17 protein-coding genes are annotated in these 20,676 nt (G+C 58.9%); 3 read left to right on the top strand and 14 right to left on the bottom strand.

The features are described 5' to 3' along the window. Nucleotides 1-7 precede the first annotated feature (7 nt). The 3 genes from CIC07_RS05825 to CIC07_RS05815 form a co-directional block, all read right to left on the bottom strand. The gene (locus CIC07_RS05825) at nucleotides 8-928 is read right to left on the bottom strand and encodes an ABC transporter permease (protein WP_076359346.1); all 921 of its coding nucleotides are present in this window, start codon (nucleotides 926-928) and stop codon (nucleotides 8-10) included. Between the two features lie 132 nt (nucleotides 929-1,060). Beyond that, complete coding sequence (locus CIC07_RS05820; protein ID WP_076359345.1) at nucleotides 1,061-2,635, bottom strand: response regulator; 1,575 nt, start codon at nucleotides 2,633-2,635, stop codon at nucleotides 1,061-1,063. Further along, nucleotides 2,632-4,395 carry a sensor histidine kinase gene (locus CIC07_RS05815; RefSeq protein ID WP_234993089.1) on the bottom strand — a complete coding sequence of 588 codons (1,764 nt, stop codon included), beginning with the start codon at nucleotides 4,393-4,395 and terminating at the stop codon, nucleotides 2,632-2,634. Before CIC07_RS05815 ends, CIC07_RS05820 begins: the two co-directional genes overlap by 4 nt. Nucleotides 4,396-4,804: 409 nt before the next feature. Between CIC07_RS05815 and CIC07_RS05810 the strand changes: the two genes are divergently transcribed. After that, the gene (locus CIC07_RS05810; RefSeq protein ID WP_076359498.1) at nucleotides 4,805-5,806 is read left to right on the top strand and encodes a glycoside hydrolase family 53 protein; all 1,002 of its coding nucleotides are present in this window, start codon (nucleotides 4,805-4,807) and stop codon (nucleotides 5,804-5,806) included. A 706-nt stretch (nucleotides 5,807-6,512) separates the two neighbouring features. Here the strand turns inward: CIC07_RS05810 and CIC07_RS05805 are convergent. From CIC07_RS05805 to CIC07_RS25810, 8 genes are all read right to left on the bottom strand, one after another. Next, entirely contained in the window at nucleotides 6,513-8,141 is a 1,629-nt protein-coding gene (locus CIC07_RS05805; protein WP_076359343.1) for an ABC-F family ATP-binding cassette domain-containing protein, read from the bottom strand. A gap of 296 nt (nucleotides 8,142-8,437) precedes the next feature. After that, nucleotides 8,438-9,262, bottom strand: a complete 825-nt coding sequence (locus CIC07_RS05800) for a hypothetical protein (protein ID WP_076359342.1) — start codon at nucleotides 9,260-9,262, stop codon at nucleotides 8,438-8,440. 158 nt (nucleotides 9,263-9,420) lie between these two features. Beyond that, nucleotides 9,421-10,275, bottom strand: coding sequence for an IS3 family transposase (locus CIC07_RS05795; RefSeq protein ID WP_234993122.1), 855 nt, complete (start codon nucleotides 10,273-10,275; stop codon nucleotides 9,421-9,423). 11 nt (nucleotides 10,276-10,286) lie between these two features. Then, the gene (locus CIC07_RS05790; protein ID WP_076360304.1) at nucleotides 10,287-10,583 is read right to left on the bottom strand and encodes a transposase; all 297 of its coding nucleotides are present in this window, start codon (nucleotides 10,581-10,583) and stop codon (nucleotides 10,287-10,289) included. A 914-nt stretch (nucleotides 10,584-11,497) separates the two neighbouring features. Then, on the bottom strand, nucleotides 11,498-12,259 hold the full coding sequence (locus CIC07_RS05785) for an SDR family NAD(P)-dependent oxidoreductase (RefSeq protein ID WP_076359902.1): 762 nt from the start codon (nucleotides 12,257-12,259) through the stop codon (nucleotides 11,498-11,500). 8 nt (nucleotides 12,260-12,267) lie between these two features. Beyond that, nucleotides 12,268-12,594, bottom strand: a complete 327-nt coding sequence (locus CIC07_RS05780; protein WP_076359874.1) for a Dabb family protein — start codon at nucleotides 12,592-12,594, stop codon at nucleotides 12,268-12,270. Nucleotides 12,595-13,037: 443 nt separating this feature from the next. Next, nucleotides 13,038-14,105: a Gfo/Idh/MocA family protein gene (locus CIC07_RS05775; protein WP_094248348.1), complete on the bottom strand. Its 1,068-nt coding sequence runs from the start codon at nucleotides 14,103-14,105 to the stop codon at nucleotides 13,038-13,040. A 122-nt stretch (nucleotides 14,106-14,227) separates the two neighbouring features. Continuing rightward, the gene (locus tag CIC07_RS25810; protein ID WP_442953373.1) at nucleotides 14,228-15,553 is read right to left on the bottom strand and encodes an MBL fold metallo-hydrolase; all 1,326 of its coding nucleotides are present in this window, start codon (nucleotides 15,551-15,553) and stop codon (nucleotides 14,228-14,230) included. 195 nt (nucleotides 15,554-15,748) lie between these two features. Here CIC07_RS25810 and CIC07_RS05765 point away from each other — a divergent pair, with 195 nt between their 5' ends. Then, nucleotides 15,749-16,912 (top strand): virulence factor, encoded by a 1,164-nt coding sequence (locus CIC07_RS05765; RefSeq protein ID WP_076359870.1) that lies wholly within the window; start codon nucleotides 15,749-15,751, stop codon nucleotides 16,910-16,912. A 153-nt stretch (nucleotides 16,913-17,065) separates the two neighbouring features. Here CIC07_RS05765 and CIC07_RS05760 read toward each other — a convergent pair whose 3' ends face one another. Next, nucleotides 17,066-17,440: a DoxX family protein gene (locus CIC07_RS05760; RefSeq protein ID WP_076359868.1), complete on the bottom strand. Its 375-nt coding sequence runs from the start codon at nucleotides 17,438-17,440 to the stop codon at nucleotides 17,066-17,068. 241 nt (nucleotides 17,441-17,681) lie between these two features. Between CIC07_RS05760 and CIC07_RS05755 the strand changes: the two genes are divergently transcribed. Further along, a complete protein-coding gene (locus tag CIC07_RS05755) occupies nucleotides 17,682-18,257 on the top strand; it encodes a TetR/AcrR family transcriptional regulator (protein ID WP_139334467.1) in 576 nt (191 codons plus the stop codon). Between the two features lie 540 nt (nucleotides 18,258-18,797). On the opposite strand, the gene CIC07_RS05750 is transcribed toward CIC07_RS05755, so the two are convergent. Both CIC07_RS05750 and CIC07_RS05745 read right to left on the bottom strand, forming a co-directional pair. After that, nucleotides 18,798-19,652, bottom strand: coding sequence for a transglutaminase domain-containing protein (locus CIC07_RS05750; protein ID WP_076359864.1), 855 nt, complete (start codon nucleotides 19,650-19,652; stop codon nucleotides 18,798-18,800). Between the two features lie 217 nt (nucleotides 19,653-19,869). Then, complete coding sequence (locus tag CIC07_RS05745) at nucleotides 19,870-20,676, bottom strand: RDD family protein (protein WP_076359862.1); 807 nt, start codon at nucleotides 20,674-20,676, stop codon at nucleotides 19,870-19,872.

Raw genomic sequence — 20,676 nt, 5'->3', positions numbered from 1 at the left:
ATCCCCCTTAGAACAACGCCCGGTCTTTGTCATATCGGCGCACGGCATAGTTGGCCAGCAGGATCGTGACGAAGCCCAGAATGGATTGGTAGAAGCCGGCTGCGGACGACATGCCGATATCGTTGTTCGTCGTCAGGGAGCGGAACACGTACGTGTCGATGACATCCGTGGAGGAGAACAGGATTCCGTTGTTGCCGACCATGTTGTAGAACATCCCGAAGTCGCCGCGGAAGATGTTGCCGACGGCCAGCAGCACGAGGATGATGACGGTCGGATACAGGTTCGGGATCGTGATGTGCAGCATCCGCTGGAAGATGTTCGCGCCATCGATTTCCGCCGCCTCGTACATTTCCCTATCCATGCCGGTGATCGCCGCCAAATACATGACCGAGCCGTATCCCAGCGCTTTCCATGCCGAGATGACCACGAGCAGCAGCGGCCAATACGACGCGGTGTTGTACACATCCAGCGGCTGCATGCCCAGCGCCTTCAGCACCACGTTGAGCGTGCCGTAATCGTAGTTGAACAGATTGTAGGCGATCGCTCCGACGACGACCCAGGAGATGAAGTAAGGCAGGAACATCATCGTCTGGAAAATCTTGCGGAACCACGGTCTGGCCGCTTCGAACAGCAGGATGGCGGCGGTGATCTGCAGCACGTTGTTCACGATGATGAACGCGATATTGTACAGCGCCGTGTTCCGAGTCACCCTCCAGGCATCGCCGGATTCGAAGAAGAAGCGGAAGTTGTCCAGCCCGTTCCATGGGCTTCCGAATACGCCTCCGGCGTAGTTGAACTGCTTGAAGGCCAGTACGATTCCGGCCATCGGAATGTAGGCGAACAGAATGAAAAACAGGACGCCCGGCAGCAGCATCAGCAGCAGCGTCCGGTATTTGAGGACGTCGCCCAAAAAGCCGCTTCGATTCATGTCTTCTCCCCTCTCGATGTCCTTATGCCCTTAGTATAGGACTTCGGACCGCGAGCCCGTCAGTGCGGGGAGCAACTAAAACCGATACTTATTCCACGATGTTCACGGGGCTGGGAGCAACGGGACCGGCGTTCAAATTTGCTGCTTCTTCCGGTATTCGCCGGGCGACATGCCGGTGGATTGCTTGAACTGCCGGTTGAAATACACGATATTCTTGTAGCCCATCCGGTCCGCGATTTCATAGATTTTAAGGGAAGGGTCCTGCAGCAGGGAGCAGGTCCGCGCCAGCTTGCGCTCCAGCAGAAACTCGCTGAACGGCTGTCCGGTCTCCTCCTTGAACAGATGGCCCAAATAGTTCGGAGTGAAATTGAAGCGCGCCGCCGTTTCCTTCAGCGTCACCCGCTGCTCGAGCCTCTCCTCCACATAGCCGATGATGTCCTCGATCAGCTTGCGGTTGTGGCGCCGGCTCTTGAGCAGCAGCAGCTCGGACAGCTCGAAGAGGCGCTTGCGCAGCCAGGACAGCACATCGCTTACCGTCTCGAACTGGAACAGGACGGAAGGCTCATGGCTTTCCCATCTCAGCAGCTCATACAGATTCTCGTTCATCGCCTTGAGATCGGCATGCAGCTTGGAGGTCATGCGGATGATGAGAGGGTAGGCGTCGCTGCGCTGCCGTCCCGGCATGCCGAACAGCTCCATCAGGCCGTTGTCGATGCCGACCAGATCATACTGGAGGATCGCCTCCAGCATCCGCTCGACGATCCGGTCCAGCTGCACGCCCGCCTCCGCATCTCCATGCGACGCGGGATCCTCTGTGATGACACGGTTCTTGCCGAGCAGCCACTTGGCGCTGAGAGCCGCCTGGGCTTCCCGGTAGGAGGCAGGCAGCTCTTCCCAGCGCTCCGCCGCCGTGCCGCAGCCGATCGTCACCGTCAGCGGAAATGCCGCGGCGACGGCATCGACCAGCTGCTGCAGCTCCTCTCCGTCAGGCATGCCAGCCGTCGAGCGCAGCAGCAGAGCCCTGCCTCCCGGAAGGCCGGAGACGAACAGCCCCATTCTTTTCTCCCTCACGTATGCTCCGATGAAAGCGATGATCGCCTCCGTCAGCTCCTTGCGGCCGGCATCCGGCAGATGGCGGGTCTTGCGCTCCAGATCGTCGAGCTCGATCAGCGCGGCGGCGGCGCGCGACGGAACAAGCGGCGCGATATGGGGACGCAGATGCTCCTGCGCGGAAGGCTCCGCGTCGCCGGCGAGCCAGCGCAGCAGCCATTCCTTGGAAGCCAGCGTCAGCGCTTCCGATACGCTGCGGGTCGCCTGCCGCTCCCGCTCGATGCCGGCGCACAGTCCTGACAGCATGCCGAGCAGCTCTTCGTCGTCGACCGGCTTGAGCAGGTAGCCGGAAGCTCCGAGCTGGAGCGCTTCCTTGGCGTACCGGAAGTCCTCATGGCCGCTGATGAAGACGACCTTGGCGGCCGGCATTTTATCCTTGGCCCTGCGGGCGAATTCGACTCCCGACATGATCGGCATCCGGATATCGGACAGGATGATGTCCACCGGCTGCCGCTCCAGGAACTCCATGGCGGCAAAGCCGCTGTTCACCGTTCCGGCGATCTCGACCGGAAGCCCGCTCGCGGCGATGCGCCGCCGCAGCCATTCGAGATCGACCTTCTCGTCATCCACGAGCAAAATGCTGATATCGGCTGTCATGCTGTCGTCCTCCTGTCCGCCGGCTGCAGTCCGGCCCCGTCCTGTTCCTCCGCAAAATCCGAATCCGCCGGAAGCAGAATCCGTACTGTCGTGCCGGCTCCATAAATGCTGGCCGCATCGACCCCGTATTCCGGGCCGTAGCGAAGCTTGATCCGTTCATTGACGTTCCGGATTCCGTAGCCGCCTTCGTTCCGGTTCGGTCCGGATATGATTTCCCGAAGCGCATCCGGCCTCATCCCGATGCCGTTGTCGATGATTTTGAGCTCCAGCATCCCGCCGACTACCCGGCCGGCGATGAGAATTCCGATGGAATCTCCGAACCAGGCATGCTTGAATATATTTTCCACGAATGGCTGCAGAATCAGCTTCATCACCTGCAGCTCCCGGATGCCCTCTTCGATATCCATGTATACCGTGAAGGAATCCGCGTACTTCACTCGCTGGATGTCCAAATAAGTCTGGATCTGCTCCAGCTCGAGTCCGAGCGGAATATACACCTTGCCTCCGTTCAAGGACAGCCGGTAAAAGCGAGACAGCCCCTTGACCATCTCCGTCACTTCCTTGGCCTGTCCCATGTTGGCAAGGCTGCTGATCGTGGAGAGGGTGTTGTAGAGGAAATGGGGATTGATCTGCGCCTGCAGGGCTTCCAGCTCGGCCTGCTTGCGGCTCAGCCCTTGGACGTACACGCTGTTGATCAGCTCCTTGATATGGGAAGCCATATTGTTGAACGCCTGCGCGATCTGGACAAATTCGTCGCGGCCGCCGAAGCGGATCCGCTTCTCGAAGCTGCCGTCCTGGAAGGACTGGAGCAGCGTCACGATCTTCCGCATCTTGCGTCCCGACAGCCGCGCCACGAGCAGCCCGATCAGCGCCATGACCGCGAAGCTCGCGGAGCAGACGCCGAGGATGAGCAGGCGCAGCCGCTTGGCATCCTCCTGCAGGTACTCCTGCGATACGAGCGCCCGCAGCGAATAGCCCGTTCCCGGAATCGCCTCGTTGAGAGCGAGGTATCTTTCTTCCGCAGCTTCCGCCCCGCCTTTCTGATACGTGACCGCTTCCGACTGGTCGTCCAGCAGCTGGAGCGTGATTCCCTTTTCTTCGGGAAAAGCCTCGAAGCGCCCGAGCAGCTCGTCCAGCGAAGTCGTGATGCGGATATACCCGATGACAGTCTGATAGTCATTGTAGGAAATGAGCCTCGTCAAGTGGGAAAGGTTGCCCAGAGCGGCATCGCTGTCGACCTGCATCCACTTGGCTCCGACGCCTTCGCTCGCCTCGCTCACCCAGGCGCTGCCGGCTACCCTGTCGGCGGAGAGGACGTAATAGTCGCTGTCCTGGATCGGCGTGTTCAGATCGTCGCCCTCGATCTCGTAGAGATCGGGATTGGTCGTATAGAGCACAATGCGCAGATTGCTGCCGAACAGCTGCAGAGGCGCTCTGAGCTGAGGCACGACTTCATCGAGCATCGTCAAGTACGTCTGCAGATCGTCTCCATGCTTCTGCAGAGCCTTTTGGAAAGGAACGCTCCCGAACAGCGTATCGGAAATGCGCGTGATCTCGTCCATCTGGTATTTCATGCTGCTCCTCGTCTGCTGCATCGCCGCCCGGATGTTCGTCTGGGCGATCTCCGTGCGGGAGTCGACCAGCATCCGGTAGGAAATCGTCCCGATGAGCGCATCCGTCAGCAGGACGAGCAGCAGATAGGGAATCATCATTTTATAGGAATAGGGAATATAGGATCCCATTCGAAGTTTTCTGCGCAACTGCTTCCCCTCCGGTCATCGTGCTGCCGTCATCCAATACCCCATTGTAACCTGCCGGGCTCCTCATTCCCATGGAGGAAGACAACGCTTTCTTATACCTTTTCCACGATATCGGCAATGGCTGTCCGCTGCCGGGGCTCTCCTCCCCGCACCGGAGCGATGCCGGAAAACAACGTTGAAAACCGTGAAGAAATCATTGCTGCGCTCAGCTGTCCGCCGAATGGATAACGCTTACAATTCAAGGTGAAAGGAGGCTCCGGCATTATCTGCCATTGCTGTTCCCATCAGAAGAGGAGGAATCGGAATCATGAAATGGACCTTCAAAAGCAAGGCGATCAAAAGCAAGGCGATCAAAAGCAAGGCGATCAAAAGCAAGGGATGGCTGCTCAGCCTCGCGCTGGCTGCCGTCATGCTGATCTCGCCGCTCGCCTATCATGGCGGGGGCCGCGCGGAAGCCGCGCCTGCGTTCGCCAAGGGAGCCGACATCAGCTGGATAGCCGGCATGGAAGCCCAAGGATACAAATGGAAGGACAAAAACGGAACGACCCGGGATATCCTGAGCATTCTGAAAACCGATTACGGCCTGAATTCCGTCCGCATCCGGGTGTGGGTGAATCCGAACATGAGCGATTACGGCAACGGCTACATGAACGCCGACAAAGCCGCCGCCCTGGCCGTCCGCGCCAAGGCTCAAGGCATGAGCGTCATGCTGACGCTCCATTACAGCGACTCCTGGGCGGATCCCGGCCAGCAGACCAAGCCTGCGGCATGGAAATCGTACACCTTCCAGCAGCTGATGGATGCCGTGTGGTCGCATACCGTGTCCGTCATGAACACGATGAAAGCCCAAGGAGTGACGCCGGACTGGGTGCAGATCGGCAACGAGACGAACAACGGCATGCTGTGGGAGGACGGCAAGGCGTCCGTCTCGATGAAGAACTACGCCTGGCTCGTCAATACAGGCAACAACGCGGTCAAAAGCGTCTTCCCTTCCGCCAAGACGATCGTCCACATCGCGAACGGCTACGACAACGCGCTGTTCGTCTGGAACATCGGCGGACTGATCAGCAACGGGGCGACCTTCGACGCCATCGGCATGTCGCTGTATCCGACGGCGACGGATTGGCAGGCCAAGGTCGACCAGACGATCGCCAACGCCAATGACATGATCAGCCGGTACGGAAAAAGCGTCATCATCTCCGAGATCGGCTTGGACTACAACCAGCCGGCAGCCGCCAAAAGCTTCATCGCCGACATCAAGACGAAAGCAAGAAATATCGCTGGCGGCAAAGGCCTCGGCGTCTTCTATTGGGAGCCGGAAGCGACCCCCGGGTACAACTCCGGCTACAACAAGGGCGCGTGGCAGGCGGACGGCAAGCCGACCGTCGCTTTGGAAGGCTTTTTGAACTAGCGCTGCTTGAATTCCGTGGACGGGCCAGACCAGGCGGACTGCACCCTGGATGAGCTGGAGGCGCTGTTCGGCAAGCTCGACGGAATGGGCCGGCAGGTCTGGCAATGATTGAAAGACACCGTACAGAACTTAAAATCAAAGCTCGAAGCTTAAGGTTCAAACGAAAATCCAAGGTCCGAAGCCCAGAGACCAAAGACCAAAGACCAAAGACCAAAGACCAAAGACCAAAGACCAAAGCTCAGAAAAAAGCCAAAGCTCAGAGACCAAAGGCCGAAGGCCAAAGCTCAGAGACCAAGGCCGAAACTCAAGCCAAGGCCAAAGCTCAGAGACAAAAGGCCGAAGGCCAAAGCTCAGACCAAGGCCGAAGGCCAAAGCTCAGAGACCAAAGGCCGAAGGCCAAAGCTCAGAGACCAAAGGCCGAAGGCCGAAGCTCAGACCAAGGCCAAAGCTCAAGCCGTTTATAAGCTAAAAACAAAGCTCAAAGGTCAGGTCAAAGGTCAAAGGTCAAAGCGGTTTTAAAGTTAAACCCAAGCCCAATGTTCCCAACGCCGGCTCAACCCAAAGCCCTCCCAGCATAAAGCTCCTTCAGAGTGGGATTCAATAACCAAAACCCGGTCATGCCGCTCGGCCTTTAGACCAAACCCAAAAAAGAAAAAACCGCTGTTATCCGGTCCTTTCGGTCCGGGTAACAGCGGTTTTGGCTTGATTAAACTCCTTGCACCGCGTACATGCGGTCGCGCAAAGCTTGAATGTCTTTATTTTCAAGGTACTCGTCGTAGGTCGTCATCCGGTCGATGATGCCTCCCGGCGTGATCTCGATGATGCGGTTGGCGATCGTCTGCACGAACTGATGGTCATGCGACGTGAACAGGACGGTGCAGTCCGTGTCGATGAGCCCGTTGTTGAGCGCCGTGATGGACTCGAGGTCCAAGTGGTTGGTCGGTTCGTCCATGATGAGCACGTTGGAGCCCGAGAGCATCATCTTGGAGAGCATGCAGCGGACCTTCTCTCCTCCGGAGAGGACATCGGCTTTTTTCAGCGCTTCGTCGCCGGAGAACAGCATGCGTCCCAGGAAGCCGCGGATGAACGATTCGTCCTGATCCTTGGAGTACTGGCGCAGCCAATCGACAAGATTGTCCTCGACGCCGTCGAAATACTTGGAGTTGTCCTTAGGGAAATATCCTTGGGTCGTCGTAATGCCCCATTGGAACGAACCCGCGTCAGGCTCAAGCTCGCCGGTGATGAGCTGGAAGAACACCGTCTTCGGCAGAGTGTTCGGGCCGACGAAAGCGATCTTGTCGCCCTTGTTCACCGTCAGCGTCAGATTGTCGATCAGCTTCTCGCCGTCGATCGCCTTGGTCAGGCCGTCGATCAGCAGCAGCTGCTTGCCGGCTTCGCGCTCGCCCTTGAAGTTGATGAACGGATATTTCCGGCTGGAAGGCCGGATGTCGTCCAAAGTGATCTTGTCGAGCATCTTCTTCCGGCTCGTCGCTTGCTTGGACTTGGATTTGTTGGCGCTGAAGCGCTGGATGAACGCCTGCAGCTCCTTGACCTTGTCTTCCTTCTTCTTGTTGGCGTCGCGCTGGAGCGCGAGGGCCAGCTGGCTGGACTCGTACCAGAAGTCGTAGTTGCCGACGTACATCTGGACTTTGCCGAAGTCGATGTCAGCGATATGCGTACATACCTGGTTCAGGAAGTGACGGTCATGGCTGACTACGATGACGGTGCCTTCGAAGGTGGAGAGGAACTTCTCCAGCCATTCGATGGACTGCATATCCAAGTGGTTGGTAGGCTCATCGAGCAGCAGGATGTTCGGGGTGCCGAACAGCGCTTGCGCGAGCAGGACGCGGATTTTGGCGTTGCCGTCCAGGTCCTTCATCAGCTTGTCGTGCAGATCCGGCGTAATGCCGAGGCCGTTCAGCATTTCCGCGGCTTCGGATTCGGCTTCCCAGCCGTTCATGTCCGCGAACTCGGCCTCGAGCTCGCCTGCGCGCATGCCGTCCTCGTCGGTGAAGTCCGCTTTGGCGTACAGGGAGTTCTTTTCGTTCATGACTTCATAGAGCTTTTTGTGGCCCATGATGACGGTCATGAGTACCGGCACTTCGTCGTATTCGAAATGGTTCTGCTTCAGGACGGCCATGCGCTCGCCCGGAGTGATGTGGACCTCGCCCGTGTTCGGCTCGATCTCGCCGGAGAGGATCTTGAGGAACGTCGATTTGCCCGCTCCGTTCGCTCCGATGAGGCCGTAGCAGTTGCCCGGCGTGAACTTGATATTGACGTCTTCAAAAAGCGCTCGCTTGCCGTACCGAAGCGATATTCCGCTCGTACTGATCATTGGTGTGAATCCCGTCCTTCATCTATAGTTTGGCGGATGGCCGCCTGTAGTCAACGGTGTTGAGGTTTGCAATCCTTGCGGCATTGACAATTGCGCCGTCTGTATGTCCAGTTTGAAACGACGTTGGGGTTCGGGCATCTCAGGATGCATGTTCTAGTCTTTGGAGCCTTGGAAATTGCATCTCGATTCATTTCAGATGCGATCTACCGCAAGACAGACTTTCTTAAGTATAGCATATTTCCCGGCAGGTAGGGAAACGTTCGGAGAAACAGGGGAATGAAGCAGCGGCCCTCCGATCAACGTCTTTCCGAAAGAAGCTGCAGCCCTTTTTCCCCAAGCCGGTAGCGGTGGATTCTGGTTTTTCCGATATGCTCGGGCACAATCCACCCGTCATCCATCATTTTGCGCACCCTTCGTCTTGCTGCAGACTTGCCGACTTGAAGCCAGAGGCCGGCCTCTGTCATGGTGAACAGTCCGCCACGGGCAGCATGCCGGATCAGTTCTCGCTCCCGTGGATCGAGCCGCTGCATTCCACCCGCGGATTGATCATACCTTCCAAGCAGTTCATAGATCGATCTCTTGCATGAATCAGGCTTCTTCTCCAGCTCATCCCGGCTGAAAGGCACAAAAAGATAGCCTCCCAAAGCCATGCATCTCAATCGTTGCCGGTCCAGCGAGAATCGATCCCTGGTCATCAGCTCCACGTGAGGCACGTACCCGTCGCACTCGATTATCATCCGAAGCGGCTCGTAGTACACGTCGGCAAAAAACCTGTATCCTCCCGGACCGGCAAACTCGTATTCCAATTGAAAGCCTTCCAACGATCCGAAGATCGGCATGATGACGTTGCGGAGCAGCAGAATTGTGCCGTGCAGATCCTTACCCAGCATCTCCTGTCGCTGTCCTTTTGCTGATTCGCGCTGGCAGACGATGAAATTTTCTATGGTTGTGTCCATTAGGCCCGCTGCTCTTGAATGGCCTCTTTGCATGTTGAACCTCCCTCTATGAAATAAAAAAAGCCGCTTGCCCGGAGGGACAAACGGCGTGTTCTTCACGCTCGACTGTTCAAACATGGTTTTTTCATCTCTTTCAATGATAAGGTGCTGCTGCTGATATGACAAGCTTGAACTTCCCTCAGGATGATTCGCCGCTTTGGACCAAGAAATCCCTTTATAAGGCTCGTTTCGAGCCTTATTGCGTGCTTACAGGCCCCGGTCCGGCCTTGCAAGGCTCGTTTTGGACCTACGTCAAGAAAGTAGATAGTCGATAACGGACACCTTTAGGAAATCTGCTTAAACGTAGCTGCAAAACGAGCAGGTGAAAGATACCCAAGCGAACCGTGGATTCGCTTCCGGTTATAGAAAAACTCAATGTAGTGGTAGAGATCATGGTAAGCCTGCTCCCGAGTCTTAAAACGGGTACAGTAAATGAATTCTTTCTTCAGAATACTGTGAAAAGACTCCATGCTGGCGTTGTCATAACAGTTGCCTCTACGGCTCATACTCGCCTTCATGTTGTACTGAGTTAGTTGGCTACGGTATTCGTGGGAAGCGTACTGGCTTCCTCGATCCGAGTGGTGCAAGAGTCCCTGCAAAGGTCGTTTGGCGTCGTGAGCCATCTTCAGCGCGTCGAGCACAAGATCCGTTTTCATATGGGGAGCCAGCTTCCAGCCTACAATTTCACGCGTACAGAGATCCATGACGCTAGCCAGAAACAGTCGTCCCTCCCGACAGGGAATATAGGTAATGTCAGCGACCCAAACCTGGTTCGGTTTCTCAACCGTAAATTGCTGGTTGAGAGTGTTGGGGGCAATGGCAAGGTCATGACTGGAGTCGGTTGTTGTGACTTTAAACGTGCGGGAGACACAAGAGCGGAGACCAAGTTCGGCCATATATAGGCCTACGGTTCGTTCGGTGATGCGGTGCCCTTCCTGGTGAAGCATGTGCGTAATCTTCGGTGCACCGTAGCGCTGTTGGGCATCGTGAAAGAAGAACCGAATTCGCTCCTGCAGCTGGGCTTTGCGGAGCGTTTGAGCACTAGGCTTTGTACAGCGCCACTTGTAATACCCGCTCCGGGACACCTCAAGAACACTGCACATCTTCTCCAGACGGAACTCGGAGCGATGGTCTTCAATGAACTGAAAATTCAGTTCCGTGGTTTGCTGAAGATGTGCACGGCTTTTTTTACAATGGCCAGTTCCTCTTCCACATCGGCGATCCGACGTTCTTTTTCTTTCAGCTGCTGTTCAAGCTGGCGTATGCGTTCCGCGCTGTTAACCGGCTCCGTTTCGAATTGTCGATACTGAGAAAGCCATTGATTCAACGTGCTCTTGGGGATGTCGAGCTCCTCTGCGATCTCTCGGACTGACTTGGTCTGTTCTTGTATGAACTTCACGGTTTGTTTCTTGAATTCTTCATTGTACCGCTGCCGTTGCTCACTCATGTGAACACCTCCATTTACGGTTATTATTGGCTGTCCGTTATTTGGTGTCCACTTTTTATTCTAGCTGCATTTCGAGCCTTATTGCGTGCTTACAGGCCCCGGTCCGGCCTTGTAAGGCTCGTTTCGAGCCTTATTGCGTGCTTACAGGCACCGATCCGGCCCTGCAAGGCTCGTTTTGAGCCTTATTGCGTGCTTACAGGCCCCGGCACAGCCTTGTAAGGCTCGTTTTGAGCCTTATTGCGTGCTTACAGGCCCCGGTCCGGCCTTGTAAGGCTCGTTTTGAGCCTTATTGCGTGCTCACAGGCACCGGTCCGGCCCTGTAAGGCTCATTTTGAGCCTTATTGCGTGCTCAGGGGCACCGATCCGGCCTTGTAAGGCTCGTTTCGAGCCTTATTTCGGGCTCACAAGCACCGGTCCGGCCCTGTAAGGCTCGTTTTGAGCCTTATTCCAGGCCCACAAGCACCGGTACAGCTTCGTAAGGTTCGTTTTGGGCCTTATTGCGTACTCACAGGCACCGGTCCGGCCTTGTAAGGCTCGTTTCGAGCCTTATTGCGTGCTTACAGGCCCCGATCCGGCCTTGCAAGGCTCGTTTCGAGCCTTATTGCGTGCTTACAGGCCCCGATCCGGCCTTGCAAGGCTCGTTTTGGGCCTTATTGCGTGCTCAGGGGCACCGATCCGGCCTTGTAAGGTTCGTTTCGAGCCTTATTCCGGGCTCACAGGCACCGATCCGGCCTTGTAAGGCTCGTTTTGAGCCTTATTGCGTGCTCAGGGGCACCGATCCGGCCTTGTAAGGCTCGTTTCGAGCCTTATTGCGTGCTCACAAGCCCCGGTCCGGCTCGTTTTGAGCCTTATTCCAAACTCACTGGTACCGGCACGGCTTCACAAGGCTCGTTTCAGCGCCCTGTCCTTTTTTCTCAAATCCCGGGCATCACATTGCCGCCATTCACCGGAATATAAGCTCCCGTGATGAAGCTCGACAGATCCGAGGCGAGGAATGCGACGGCGTTCGCAATTTCCTGATCGGTGCCGCGGCGCTTCAGAGGCACGGTGCTTTCGTAGCTTTCGTTGCGCTCCGTGCCGTTCTCGCGGTCCCGCTCGCTGATCGTCCAGCCCGGCGCCACCTGGTTGACGGTGATGCCGTCGCCGCCGACCTCCTTGGCGAGCACGCGATAAATGCCGTCCATTCCCCGCTTGCCCGCCGTATAGGCGGATTGGCCAGGGAAGTTCTGCATGGCGCATTCCGTGTTGATGCCGATGAAACGTCCCTTGCCTTTGGCTTGCATGCCGGGGATGAAGGCTTTGGCCAGATGCACGCTTTGCAGCACGCAGGACTCGAACTGGCTGACATAATCCTCCACAGGCTGCTTCAGCACGGAAGTCCACTCATATTGAATGACGGCATTAGCCACAATAATATCGATGCTGCCGAGGCCGGCGGCCACGGCATCCCGCATCGCCGTTACGGAATCCAGCTGAGTGATGTCCGCCTGGGCGACCATCACATTCCGGCCCATGGCGGAAATCTCCGCATGCAGCTCCAGAGCCTTTGCCTCGCTGCCTCGGTAATGCAGAACCACATCCGCGCCGCATTCCGCAAGCGTGCGTGCAATGACGCGCCCGAGCTGTCCCGTTGCTCCCGTCACCAGCGCCGTTCTTCCCGACAGGTCAAGCCTCAGGCCGCCGCTCATGAGCCAACCCCCGCCGGGACGAGGAAATCGATCTCCATGAAGCAGGAGACCTCCGATTCCCAGCGTTCCTTCACGAAGGATGCATGGGAAGAATGCTCATTGTAGAGCCGGTAATCCTCTTCATCCTTGAAGTCCATCGTAAAGACATACTGGTAGTCATTTTTCAAGCTGATCTGTCCGCCTGCCGAGAATCGACGCACAGACGGAATAGAGGTCAGGATGCGTTCCCCGTCCTCGAGAAATGCGGCTGCTTCGCCAGATCCTTGCGGGTGCTTGAGATCGAAAATAACCATGTGGCGGATCCATTCCTTGCTCGTAGACATGATCGTTCCTCCTGGCAGATGAGATTCATGGTTCAGCCAACAACTAGAAGCCTGGACTCTGCTTTTTCAGGCAAGAGCAAAACCTTCTTCCCCGCGGTAAAAACTCAAGCGAACATAAGTGCAGGCTTCGCCGTGAAAATACAGCTTGGCCTCCTCATGGCGAGGAGAGCAAAGCCTTCTCCCCGTTCGAGCATTCGCTTTGTGCGCAGCGTAGAGAATGTGCGCAGCGTAGAAATGCACGAGCGTAGAGGACTCCGGATAGAAAGCGGGCTTCCCGGCTTCCGGGCTTCCGGGCTTCCGGGCTGCCAGCCTTCAAGGCTGCCAGCCTTCAAGGCTTCCCGGCTTCCGGGCTGCCAGCCTTCCAGGCTTCCTGCCTTCCGATCTTCCTGAAAAACAAGGCCTGCCGGGAATCCGGCAAGCCTTCTCTCTCGTATGAAGAAACCTCAGTTCCAGGTCAGCTTGACTTCGTTGCCTGTACGGGAGGATTCGTAGATTGCATCCAGGATGCGGTTGTTCGTGTAGCCCGTCATCGCGGAGCTGATCGGCTCGCGGCCGGTGCGGATGCAGTCCAGGAAGTGTCGGCTGAGCAGGATCCGATCGTCGTCGCCGGACAGCGGAACGATTTCCTCCTGCACGACGCCTTCCTCGCTATGCGTCACGTAGAGGCCGCTGCTGCCCGCGTAATAGGCTCCGCCTTCGGTGCCCATCAGATGGATGAACGGATCTTCGCCGAGACCGGCGGAATGGGCCGCCCAGCTTACTTCCAGCGTCAGCGTCGCGCCGTTGTCCATCTTGATCATCGCCGTAACCAGATCCTCGACGTCGTAATAACCGTCCCAGTTCGGCGTGCCCCAGTTGCCGATGCCCTCGCGGCGCGGGCCGAACTCGGCATAGGTCGTGCCGTAGACGCTGACCGGGCGGGGATTGCCCATCAGATACAGCGACAGGTCGAGCATATGCACGCCGATGTCGATGAGCGGACCGCCGCCGGCCATGTCCTTGCGGGTGAACCAGGAGCCCCAGCCCGGGATGCCCTTCTTGCGCCACCAGCCCGTCTTCGCGTTGTACACGCGTCCCAGCCTGCCCTCGTCGATGTAGCCTTTGATCGCGCGGCTCAGGCCGCCAAAGCGCATCTGATGCGCCACCATCAGCACCTTGCCGGAAGTATGCTTGGCGTCCAGAATGGCGCGGGCGTCCTCCAGGCTGATCGCCATCGGCTTCTCCAGCAGCACATGCTTGCCTTGCTTGAGGGCTTCGATCGCGAGGGAAGCATGGAACTGGTTCGGCACGCAGATGACGACAGCGTCGAGAGCAGGATTTTCCAGCAGCTCCTGCGGGTTCCCATGAACGGTCGGGATGCCGTGCTCCTCGGCTCTTTTCTCGGCCAGAGGCAGGAATGCATCGGTGACGGCCTCTATCTTCACTTCCGGAATCTGCTTGAAAATATCCATATGGACATTGCCGATGCCGCCTGCTCCAATGATGCCTATGCGCAGCGGTGATTGGGTCATGGTCGAATCCTCCTGTATCGTGCTTGTCCCAACCAGTATATCACTGTTGGAACCGCTTAACGATGTGGGATCTTGGCGCCTATATGTCCAAAGTTGGCACGGCTGCCGAGGCCGGAAGGAACTCAGCCGCCCATCTTCCACGTCTCTCCATGGGGAAGCATGACGAGCCTGTCGGATTCCAGGCCGCAGGAGCATCGCCCGGATTCCAGCCGCTCAAGCGCCTCCTGCGGCGTATCGTCGGCCAGCTTGAAGGCGCCGTAATGCATAGGGACGAACAGCCTGGCGCCGAGATCGCGGAAAGCCTGCAGCGCCTGCTCCGGCGTCGTATGCTGGGGCCCCATGAACGCTTCGGGATCGTATGCGCCGATCGGAAGCATGGCGACATCGATCTTGAAGCGCCGGCCGATGTCCGCGAAGCCACGGAAATAACCGCTGTCTCCCGCAAAATAAATCGTCGGATACAGCCCTGCGCAAGGACGCGGAGCTTCCGGGTGGAACGGATCGTACGGCCCTCTCATGGCCGCGTCCGAAGGCCTCCCCCTCCTGCCGCCTGCATCGGCTGCCTGAGCATCGAGCACGGCTCTCGATGCCGGCTCTTGATCCGGGCAGCCCTCAGCAGCTTCTCCAGAAGCTCGCTCACGGGCATTTTGCCAGAAGCTTTCCATACTGCTCCCGCCGTCAGCTTCAGCGGCGTCCAAAGCCCGCTCCCTTTCCCGCTCCCCAGCCTCTCCCGCCGGATGCCCGCCCGCAGCTTCAGCGGCGCCCTCATGCGGGAGGCTTGGACCACGGCTTGACCGTGATTCGCCTGGAGCCGCTGCAGCCGCTATCGTTCCTTCGCCTGGCACATGGCTCAAGCCATGCTCCGGCTGGATGACCCAGCCGCCCCAATGCGAGGCGTTCATATCCCAAGGGCTGCGGCGGGTCCAATGCTGGCTCGGAACGAAGGTCAGCTTGAGTCCGCGGAAGTGGAAGCTCTCCCACCAATGAAGCTCATGCACGCGGGCGAAGCCTTTGCCCCGCAGCTTGGCGCCTAGACCGGCCGGGACGAGAATCGTCTTGGAGCCCCCGAGCCGGCGAAGGGAGGCCATGTGGAGATGGTCGTAATGCGAATGCGACACGAGCACGAGGTCGATCGGAGGCATCTGCTCCAGCTCGACGCCGGGCGGCGTAAGGCGGCGCTGAAACGCCATCTTGCCCGCCCAGACGGGATCGGTCACGATATTTACGCCGGCCAGCTGGATCAGGAAGGTCGAATGCCCGATCCAGGTGAGCGACGGCTGCTGGCGGTTGCGGTGCAGGAAGTCCAGGTCGGGAGCCGCGTTCGGCACCGTGAACGAGTAGTCCCGGTCCTGGCGGTTCCATATTTTCTCCTGCCTCCAGCGCTTGAAGTGCTTGGAAGTCTTCTGTGTGGAGACCGGGTCCATATTGCCGAACTTGGATTTGGCCATGATGTGATTCCTCGCTTTCGAAGGCTGGCGGACGACCGGACGATACGCCGGACCGCCTGTCTTGTACCCTACCATATCAATCTGCCGGTCTCCGATCAACTGCATCAGGCCGGCCGTCATTCGCTTCGGTCCTCCGATTGAGTTACACTGGAGGCAGAGCTTCATCTTCTTACCCCTTAACAGGAGGAACGAATAATGAATCTAATATCCATTGAGCCTACCCCGAGTCCCAACTCGATGAAATTGAACGTGAGCGAAATGCTGCCGAGAGGCCGCCGGTTCACGTATTCGCCTGCCGAAGCGGACACCGCCCCGGAGCCGCTGCAGTCGCTGCTCTCGATCGACGGCGTGCGCGGCGTGTTCCGCACCGCCGACTTCATCGCCCTCGACCGCAAGCCCGGCGCGGACTGGGCCGCCATTCTGGCGGAAGCCCGCCGCATCCTCCAAGCTGAGGACGGAGGCCAGGCTGCCGCGGCCGGTCCTGAATCGGCGGCCGGCTTCGGCGAGGCGCATGTGCTCGTCCAGATGTTCCGCGGCATCCCGATTCAAGTCCGCGTCCGTCTTGGCGACGGAGAGACCCGCGCCGCGATGCCGGCCAAGTTCACCGATGCGGTCGGCCGCGCTGCCGGCTCCACGATGATCCGCGAGCGGAGGCTGGAGGAATTCGGCGTCCGTTACGGAGAGCCGGAGGAGATCGCCGCCGAGATCGTGCGCGAGCTCGAAGCGGCCTATACGTCCGAGAGGCTGGACGCTCTCGTCGAAGCCTCGCTTGCAGCCGGTCCCGGCGAAGCCCCTGCCGAGGCGGCGGCACGTCCTGCGCCGCTGAGCGCGGCCGAAGCCGAGCCGCTCATGGCGGCGGAGGATTGGCAGAGCCGCTATGCGGCGCTCGAGCGGCTGTCGCCGGACGAGAGCGCGCTGCCGCTCCTTGAGCGCGCTCTCGGCGACGAGAACGCCAGCATCCGGCGCCTCGCCGTCGTATATCTCGGCGACCTGCGCGAGAGTCCGGCGGCGCTGCCGCTGCTCATCCGCGGGCTGCGCGACAAGTCGGCCTCGGTGCGCCGCACGGCGGGCGACACGCTGTCCGATCTCGGCGATGCGGGCGCGACCGGCGCCATGATCGAGGCGCTCAAGGACCGCAACAAGCTGGTCCGCTGGCGCGCGGCCCGGTTCCTGTACGAGGTCGGCGACGAGAGCGCGCTTGAAGCGCTCGAGGATGCCGCGCAGGATGCCGAATTCGAGATCAAGCTGCAGGCGCAGATCGCGCTGGAGCGCATCCGCCGCGGCGAGGAAGCCGCCGGCTCCGTCTGGCAGCAGATGACGGCGATGCGCAGCCGCGAGAGCGAAGCCAAGCCGGAATAACCGCGAGGCGCAAACAGCCCTTTGGCCGAATCGGCCGAAGGGCTGTTTGCGTTGTTCATTCAAGTCCGTCCATGGGCAGACGCCCAATGGGTTCCCAAGCTTGCGGCTCATCCTTCGCTCATGTCCCAATAGGCAAGGGAGAAGGCTTCGCGATCAGGATGATCCCGGGAAAGCCGACAGCTCCGAGAAGCGGAGCGCCGCCAGGGCCGCTGCGAGCAGCGTCAGCACAAGCGCCGGTACGGCTTTGCCGAAGGAATCCCCGGCCTTCACATGGAAGAATACCGCTCCCAGCATGATGACGGCCAGCAGCAGCGCGCCCCATGCCAGCCAGCTCGGCAGCCAGAATCCGGCGATGAGGGCGCCGGCGCCAGCGAGCTGCAGCAGTCCGGTCAACACTCTGAACCACTGGGGCAGCCCGAGCGCGCTGAAATTATCGACCTGCATTTTATTGCCTGTCACCTTGCTGAACCCCGATCCAAGAAAAGCGGCGCCGAGCAAAATCTGAAGCACGATTACGGCGATGTCCATGTCTCTGTCCCTCCCCATTCCAACTTAAACAACATCCGTTGCGAAAGCTATGTTAAGCTAAAGCGGCAAGAGCGGCAACCGTCACTTGAAGCGGATTGATCGCTTAGGCGACACATGAGGCGATCTGTTGCCGAACCGCCAGAAAACCAATCGGAAGGGGGAGGCGCGCTTGGAGACGCCCAAGCTTGATCCTCGTGTGGTCCGCACAAGAAAGCTTATTCAGGACGCATTCATTTTCTGCATGAAGCATAAGGATTTCAGCGATATCACCGTCAAGGACATCACGGCCAAGGCGACCGTCAACCGGGCGACCTTCTATGCCCATTTCACGGACAAATACCAGCTGATGGATCATACCCTGACCGATGTGCTGTGGGAAAACCTGAAGAAGCAGCTCCAATGCCATGACGGCTTCAACCGGGAAACGCTGCTCAAGATCATCGTCATCATGTGCAGCTTCCATGAAGAGGTCAGCGGGCACTTCAAGCGCAGCTACGGGTCGCTCGCCCCCCATATCGAAAGCCGAATCAACGAGGCGCTGGAGGAGTTCTTTCTGTCCATGATCCGCCGGAGCCCCGGTCCCCCGGGCTCGGCTCCAGGCGCTCCAAGCGCTTCCGGCCCTTCAACGGCAGGCACGGAGAAGGACAAGCTGGTCGCCACCCTTCTCAGCCGGAGCATCTACGGCATGTCGCATGCCTGGAACAAGGAAGGCCGCAAGTCGAGCCGGGAAGAGTTCGCATCGCTCGCCATCCTTGCTTTGGAGGAGGTCGGCGGACTGTTCGCCGTTCCCTCCCCGCCTGTCCAGCAGCCCGGCTGAGAGCCGCGCTTTCGGAACAAGGCCTTCCACGGTCATTCTCATGGATAGATGTCTCAGACAACAGGAAAGCCTTCAAGGACACTTGCAAGTCGACTCGCTTCCCCTCCTCCTCGTCAGAGCCCCATCCATGATCGATAAATAAACTCCTGAAGGGGAAAAATCCTGCAGCTCCAGCAAATGATCGCCCCAGGGGAAAAAACAGCCGCCCCTTCAGCTGGGGCGGCTGGCTTGTATCCATTGCCTGCCGGTTGTCGCAATCCGGTCTCTTTTGCTTGCCGTATCCGCCGCAATCCGGTTTGTCTTCCGTGCCTGGCTTGGCGCTCCCTTCCGTTCCCGGCATCATCCAACCCTTTCTCCCTTCCGTTCCCGGCATCATCCAACCCGCTCTTCCTTCCGTTCCGGCATCATCCAACCCGTTCTCCCTTCCGTTCCCGGCATCATCCAACCCGTTCTTCCTTCCGTTCCCCGCTCATCCAACCGGTTCTCTCATCCGGGCCGCCTGCTTGGTTCCGGCTCCGATCCACCGCAGCCGATCTCGCCTCAGGATGGCGAAGCTGTTCCCTTATACGCCTGCGGTGCGGCAGGATAATCGCGGGTCCACGAATGATCCTTGCGGATCTGCTCATCGGACAGAAGGAAATACGTGTGCCGGACACGGCTGCCCCGGTCGGGAACGGGATCGTCCCAGGTCGCGTCGACATGGTACCAGCTTCCGCCCAGCCGCACCAGATTCCAGGCGTGATCGCCCGAATCGACGGTGCCTTCGACAATGCGGGCTTCAATGCCGGCGTCGGCAGCCATGCGGTACATCAGCAGGGCGTAGCCTTGGCAGACGGCTGTTCCGTTGACGACGGCGTCGTAAGCCGTGTACCGGGTCAGCGACTCGTCATAACGGACATGTCGCACGATCCAGTCATGGATGGCCCGGAGCTTCTCTTCATCGTCCATGCCCGGCCGTATGATTTCCCCGAGCGTCTGGCGGGACTTCTCCTTCACCACCGCTGTCTGCTCCGGAGTTTCCCGGTAGCGGACCTTCACCCGGATGGAAGAGTTGTCGCCTACCGTGCGGATTTTATAGGAATAGGACTCCAGCACATAGGCGGAATAATCGTCCCGGAAAAGCGCCTGCTTGACGAGATCCGGCATCGCCTTCACCAGTTCCGCATGGTCTCCCTTGTAGGAGGTCTGGATATCGGTGCTCCTCCCCTTGAAGCCTGCAGCCAGCTCATCCACGAGCTTGGCGCGGGGGCTGTAGGAGACGGCCGCCGCCGCGGCGGGCGGCTGGATGGTCTCGCTCCCGGCCTGGACCGGCGGCTCGAGCCTGCCTTCGAGCATGAAGACGGACAGAGCAAGGGATGCGGCTAGCAGCGAGTTGACGATAACATGTCGGCGCATCGGATGACCTCCCCGGAAGCTGTGCTTTGCAAAACCTTCATTTATGTATATGTAGACGTTCCGGGGTCATGATGAATCAAGCAGCAGCCGCTCCCCGGCTCCATGCGGAGGAAGAGCGGCTGCGGTCGCGAGGCGGGGGCGTTCCCCCGAAAATACTGTCGAGGCGAGCTTGATTGATGCCCGGTCCTTCTGTTTGTCTCTCCAAGTTAGCTGCCCTCTAAAACTCCCAATCCCCGCGCAAATCCATGTACAACGCAGCCAGATAGGCTGCAGGAGCGGCGTACAGCGTGCGCAGATGGCCCAGACGCTCCGTGAAATGAATGAAGATCCGATATTCCATCTCCATCATTCTCCGCTCCGGAGAAGGCTCCAGCCGCTCCGCCCAGCCCTGGAGCAGCTGCCAGTCCTCCGGCGTCACCAGCTTGCGCTGCTCTTCCGTCAGAGCGAGCTCCGGCAGCGCCGTCGTCTTCTGCAGGCGGAGCAGCTTGCGCTCGACGCCGGTTCGGCGCTTCTTGTTCTCGGCGCCGGATTCCAGCACGACGACCGTGCCGGCAACCATGTCGCCGATGCGCTTGTCGGACGGGCTGAACATCATGGCCACTGCCCCGGCGAAGTAGCCGACGGGCAGCAGGTCGATCAGCCGGAACAGGTTGCGGATGATGACCGCGAGCAGCGAAGCCGAGCCTCCGCGCGAGTTCACGACCCGCAGGCCGAACGCTTTTTTGCCGACCGTCTGGCCGCCCCTGTAAGCTTCCATCACGATGAAATAACCGATGATCACGACGAGCATCAGAATGATCATGATGGCGGCCAGATAATCGTTGCCGCTGCTCGGCAGCCACGTCTTGGACAGCAGATACATGGCCCCGGCGAACCCGAGCAGAATGAGAAGCGCGGCTGCGAGCATGAGCAGCGCGTCGACCAGATGCGCGAGCGCCCGGCTGCCGATGCCGGCGGTGCGGTATTGCAGGCGGACCTGCTCCGGCGTCAGAAGGGTCGTCCCCTTTTCAGGCAAGTCATGCAA

This window comes from Paenibacillus sp. RUD330 (assembly GCF_002243345.2).
Classification (GTDB): Bacteria; Bacillota; Bacilli; order Paenibacillales; family Paenibacillaceae; genus Paenibacillus_O.
This window is presented reverse-complemented; position numbering and strand designations above follow the sequence as displayed.

Coding starts and splice junctions, on each gene's coding strand:
- CIC07_RS05825 (WP_076359346.1), bottom strand. CDS start 928: ATGAATCGAAGCGGCTTTTTGGGCGACGTCCTCAAATACCGGACGCTG.
- CIC07_RS05820 (WP_076359345.1), bottom strand. CDS start 2,635: ATGACAGCCGATATCAGCATTTTGCTCGTGGATGACGAGAAGGTCGAT.
- CIC07_RS05810 (WP_076359498.1), top strand. CDS start 4,805: ATGCTGATCTCGCCGCTCGCCTATCATGGCGGGGGCCGCGCGGAAGCC.
- CIC07_RS05805 (WP_076359343.1), bottom strand. CDS start 8,141: ATGATCAGTACGAGCGGAATATCGCTTCGGTACGGCAAGCGAGCGCTT.
- CIC07_RS05790 (WP_076360304.1), bottom strand. CDS start 10,583: ATGAGTGAGCAACGGCAGCGGTACAATGAAGAATTCAAGAAACAAACC.
- CIC07_RS05780 (WP_076359874.1), bottom strand. CDS start 12,594: ATGTCTACGAGCAAGGAATGGATCCGCCACATGGTTATTTTCGATCTC.
- CIC07_RS05775 (WP_094248348.1), bottom strand. CDS start 14,105: ATGACCCAATCACCGCTGCGCATAGGCATCATTGGAGCAGGCGGCATC.
- CIC07_RS25810 (WP_442953373.1), bottom strand. CDS start 15,553: ATGGCCAAATCCAAGTTCGGCAATATGGACCCGGTCTCCACACAGAAG.
- CIC07_RS05765 (WP_076359870.1), top strand. CDS start 15,749: ATGAATCTAATATCCATTGAGCCTACCCCGAGTCCCAACTCGATGAAA.
- CIC07_RS05760 (WP_076359868.1), bottom strand. CDS start 17,440: ATGGACATCGCCGTAATCGTGCTTCAGATTTTGCTCGGCGCCGCTTTT.
- CIC07_RS05755 (WP_139334467.1), top strand. CDS start 17,682: ATGAAGCATAAGGATTTCAGCGATATCACCGTCAAGGACATCACGGCC.
- CIC07_RS05750 (WP_076359864.1), bottom strand. CDS start 19,652: ATGCGCCGACATGTTATCGTCAACTCGCTGCTAGCCGCATCCCTTGCT.